The sequence below is a fragment of the Salipiger sp. genome (assembly GCF_059781815.1).
Genome location: NZ_JBYNAH010000335.1, coordinates 1 through 3,470, shown reverse-complemented (window position 1 = coordinate 3,470; position 3,470 = coordinate 1). Strand labels below are relative to the sequence as shown.

At 65.7% G+C, this 3,470-nt stretch carries 5 protein-coding genes; 4 read left to right on the top strand and 1 reads right to left on the bottom strand.

Annotation, left to right across the window (positions count from 1 at the left end; all coding sequences use genetic code 11):
* Positions 1–756, top strand: a 756-nt coding sequence (locus AC6RA4_RS24165; protein ID WP_500164664.1) for a hypothetical protein, incomplete at its 5' end; no start/stop codon positions are given.
* A gap of 9 nt (positions 757–765) precedes the next feature.
* On the opposite strand, the gene AC6RA4_RS24160 is transcribed toward AC6RA4_RS24165, so the two are convergent.
* A complete protein-coding gene (locus tag AC6RA4_RS24160; RefSeq protein ID WP_500164662.1) occupies positions 766–1,431 on the bottom strand; it encodes a helix-turn-helix domain-containing protein in 666 nt (221 codons plus the stop codon).
* A gap of 159 nt (positions 1,432–1,590) precedes the next feature.
* Between AC6RA4_RS24160 and AC6RA4_RS24155 the strand changes: the two genes are divergently transcribed.
* The 3 genes from AC6RA4_RS24155 to AC6RA4_RS24145 all read left to right on the top strand — a co-directional run bounded on the left by AC6RA4_RS24155 (position 1,591) and on the right by AC6RA4_RS24145 (position 3,417).
* Positions 1,591–1,866, top strand: coding sequence for a MucR family transcriptional regulator (locus AC6RA4_RS24155; protein WP_500164660.1), 276 nt, complete (start codon positions 1,591–1,593; stop codon positions 1,864–1,866).
* Positions 1,867–1,989: 123 nt separating this feature from the next.
* Positions 1,990–2,418, top strand: coding sequence for a Ros/MucR family transcriptional regulator (locus AC6RA4_RS24150; RefSeq protein ID WP_500164658.1), 429 nt, complete (start codon positions 1,990–1,992; stop codon positions 2,416–2,418).
* A gap of 9 nt (positions 2,419–2,427) precedes the next feature.
* Positions 2,428–3,417 carry a flagellar motor protein MotB gene (locus AC6RA4_RS24145; RefSeq protein ID WP_500164656.1) on the top strand — a complete coding sequence of 330 codons (990 nt, stop codon included), beginning with the start codon at positions 2,428–2,430 and terminating at the stop codon, positions 3,415–3,417.
* Positions 3,418–3,470: the final 53 nt, after the last annotated feature.

Here is a 3,470-nt window from a genome sequence, read left to right as displayed (position 1 = left end):
GCCGAGATGGCCGCCGACTATCTGATCAACTACCACTTCGAAAAAGACCGCAAGGCGCGCGAGCGCCGCGAGAAGAACGCGGCCCGTGCCGCGCTGCAAAAGGCGCCGGGGCGCAACTCCGAGCCGTTCTTCTGGCGCCCGCGTCTGCATCTCTCCGAAGTGCGCGAGAAGCCGAAAGCCCGGCCCAAGGCGCCCGAGATCCCGCAGGGCTATGTGCCCGCCGAGGCAATCTCGGAGGTCGAGTGCTTCTTCGCCGAGGGCGAGCTGCGCATCGGCCGCCGTGGCGTCCGTCTGGCGCTGGCGCCCGAGCTTGTCGATATCAAGACCTGCACCCGGCTGGTGCAGGAGGTCGGCTTTCGCGACGATCTCTCGCGTTTCGTGCTGCCGCGCAAGGCGGTCGAGGGCTGGCAGCCGGGCGAGCCGCTGGTGATCGACATTCCCGAAGAGCGCTTTCCGGCCGGTCTGCGGGCGCGGTTCTCGGGCGCGGCGCGGGTCGCCGAAGTCACCATCACGGCGCAGGGCGTTTTCGTCGCGCCGGGCGCGGTGATCCCCGAGCCGGCGCCGGAACCCGCGGCGGAGGCCGAGTTGAAGGCGCCGGTGCGCAAGCGCCGCCGCTTCCTGACGCCGATGCGCGTGGCGGTCGTTTTCCTGACCGGGGTCGGTCTGACCGCCGGGACGATGATCAACGCGGTCGAAACGCCGGAGCCGCACGAGGTGCCGCAGCATCTCATCGCGGCGGACGACGGCGCGGACTGAGCCACGCGCTCAGAGCCGCGGCTCACCTTCCATGACATAGCCTTGGGCCCGCACCGTGCGCAGCGTCACGGCTCCGTCGAACTGGGCGTCGAGTTTCTGGCGGATGCGCGCGATATGCACGTCGATGCGACGGTCGCCATAGCTCCATTCCTCTTCCCCGAGCGCCTCGGCCAGGGCCGAGCGGCTGACGATCTCGTTCCTCCGGGCATTCAGAACCGTAAAGATCCGCTCTTCGAGCGGCGTGAACCCGAGCCGCGCCAGCCAGGCGGCGCGCTGCCCGCCCTTGGCGGCATTCTGCAGCCGGGCCGCGAGACGGGCGCGCAGTTCTGAGGCATCGTGATCGGCCCGGAGCGCATCGTCGGCGCCGGCGGCGAAGGCATCGGCGGCGCCGCGCGGACGGTTGCCGTGATCGACCGCCAGGATGACGGCACCGGGCACCTGCCGCCGCACGCTGGCGATCAGCGACAGCATGGCATCGTCGCGCGGCCCGTGGGCGGTGAGCCCGACGATCATCGCGGTGAGCGGCGCCTCGGGAAAGATCAGGTCGGACATCTCGGCGGGGCGGGCGCGGCGCAGAACGCGGCGCAATCCGGCGCCGCGCAGAAGCTCTGCCCAGTCGTTTCGGCGGGCGGTATCCCGCTCAACGACTACCGAGAAGGATGCTCTCTTTATCATGTTCGTGTTAGGGTTGAGTTGGTCGCAAGGGAAGGCAAGGATTCGCAAACAAATTCAGAACTTTTCATCGAGGATTAACCTTACCTGCGTATTTCTTAACTGATGACAAGATTGACACGACATCGCGATTAACAAGTAACAACAAGAAGAGAGCCGGGGATGAGGATCAACCTGCGCCGAATTCTGCAACGACTCGTCGGCAGCCGCCACGGGAAATCCGTTTCGATACGGCGCGATGGCGACCGGGACGGAACGTTGCTGTGCCTCGAGACCGGGCAGCGCCGCCCGTTGTTGCGGCGTCATCTGAGGGAGACGCTGGGAATGACTCCCGAAGAATACCGCAAGAAATGGGGGCTTCCCGATGATTACCCCATGGTTTCGAGCGCCTATGCGGCCCGGCGGGATGCCGCCAAATCCATGAACCTTCAAGGATAGGCTTGGAAAAACACGAGGGACAGGTAAGTATACTCAAAAGTACCCTCGAACGAACTTGCGGCCAGCGGTGGCGGGACCCATCCACGGCCCAACAAGGACAAGAATAAAGGCAGGGACAGCAGCATGAGTGCAGAGGATCTGAAGCAGGAGACGGTCAGCCGCATCGTGGCGGCCTACGCCTCGCGCCCCGATGTCAGCCCCGACGAGATCGTGGCGCTTTACCGGCGCCTCTCCGGAGAGCTCGACCACGTACCGACCGAGGAGACCCCGGTGCCGGCTCCCGCCGAGGCCAGGATGCGCCCGGCGCTGCCGCTCGATCAGGCGGTGACAGAGGACAAGGTGTTCTGCCTGTGCTGCGGGCGGGGCTTCAAGATGCTCAAGCGCCACCTCGGGGCCGAGCATGGCATGACGGAGGCCGAGTATCGCACCGCCTTCGGACTGGCCGAGGACTTCCCGCTGGTGGCTCCGAGTTACTCGCGCAAGAAGGCTGCGCACGCAAAGGAGGCGGGTCTGGGCAAATACGACCGGACGCTGCCGATCGGCCAGGACTGAGGCTAGCCCATGGCGGGAAACAACGAGCAACCGATCGTCATCAAGCGGATCGAAGAGGATGACGGTCACGGCCACCACGGCGGTGCATGGAAGGTTGCCTATGCCGACTTCATGACGGCGATGATGGCGTTCTTCCTGCTGCTGTGGATTCTTGCCGCTTCGGACGAAGAAAAGCTGCGCGGCCTCGCGGATTATTTCACCCCCAGCCTGTCGCAGAGCGGCGGGCGCGGAGACGGTTTGCTCGACGGCACGGTGTTGGCCACCGATGGTGTGATGAGCGGCACCGACGGCCCCGCCACTCCGGTGCAGCTGCCGAGCTTCGGGCAGGAGAACCCGCTTGCGGTGTTCGACAGCCGACTGCGCGACACCAATCCCAACATCCAGGTCGAGTACGACACCCGCCCCGAGGGTCGGCAGGAAAGCGCGACGATCAACGAGGGCAGCGATCCGATGGAGACCGCCCGCGCCGCCGCCGCTGCCGAACGGGCACAGAAGGAGTGGGACGAGGCGCAGGACCGGCTCGAACAGCAGATCATGCAGCAGGTGGTCAGCAGCCCCGAGCTTGAAAGCTACTCCGACAATCTGCGCTTCGACCGGACCGAGAACGGGCTCGTGATCCAGATCGTCGACAAGAGCGGAGAATCGATGTTCGCCACCGGCAGCGCACGGATCGAGGATCGCACCCGCGACCTGCTGCGGATCATCGCGGACGCCGTTGTCGAGTTGCCGAACGAGCTGACAATCTCCGGACACACCGATTCGGTGCCCTACACGCGGGCGGCGACCTACTCGAACTGGGAGCTCTCTGCCGACCGTGCCAACGCCACGCGCAGGGTGCTTATGGCCAATGGAGTCAGCCCGGAACGCATCACGCGCATCTCGGGTCTGGCGGATACCGAGCCGCTGAATGCCGCGGCGCCGGATGCCCCTGAAAACCGTCGTATCAGCGTCACGGTTCAGTATCCCGAGGGCGCCGGCAGCGCGGCTGCACAACAGTGAGTCCGCACTGCCGGGCTAACAGTTGCAGAATTAACCACAACAAGTGGATGGCG

Bases quoted from the DNA above. Each gene is read 5' to 3' on its own strand.
- AC6RA4_RS24155 (WP_500164660.1), top strand. From the start codon at position 1,591: ATGAGGATCAACCTGCGCCGAATTCTGCAACGACTCGTCGGCAGCCGC.
- AC6RA4_RS24145 (WP_500164656.1), top strand. From the start codon at position 2,428: ATGGCGGGAAACAACGAGCAACCGATCGTCATCAAGCGGATCGAAGAG.
- AC6RA4_RS24150 (WP_500164658.1), top strand. From the start codon at position 1,990: ATGAGTGCAGAGGATCTGAAGCAGGAGACGGTCAGCCGCATCGTGGCG.
- AC6RA4_RS24160 (WP_500164662.1), bottom strand. From the start codon at position 1,431: ATGATAAAGAGAGCATCCTTCTCGGTAGTCGTTGAGCGGGATACCGCC.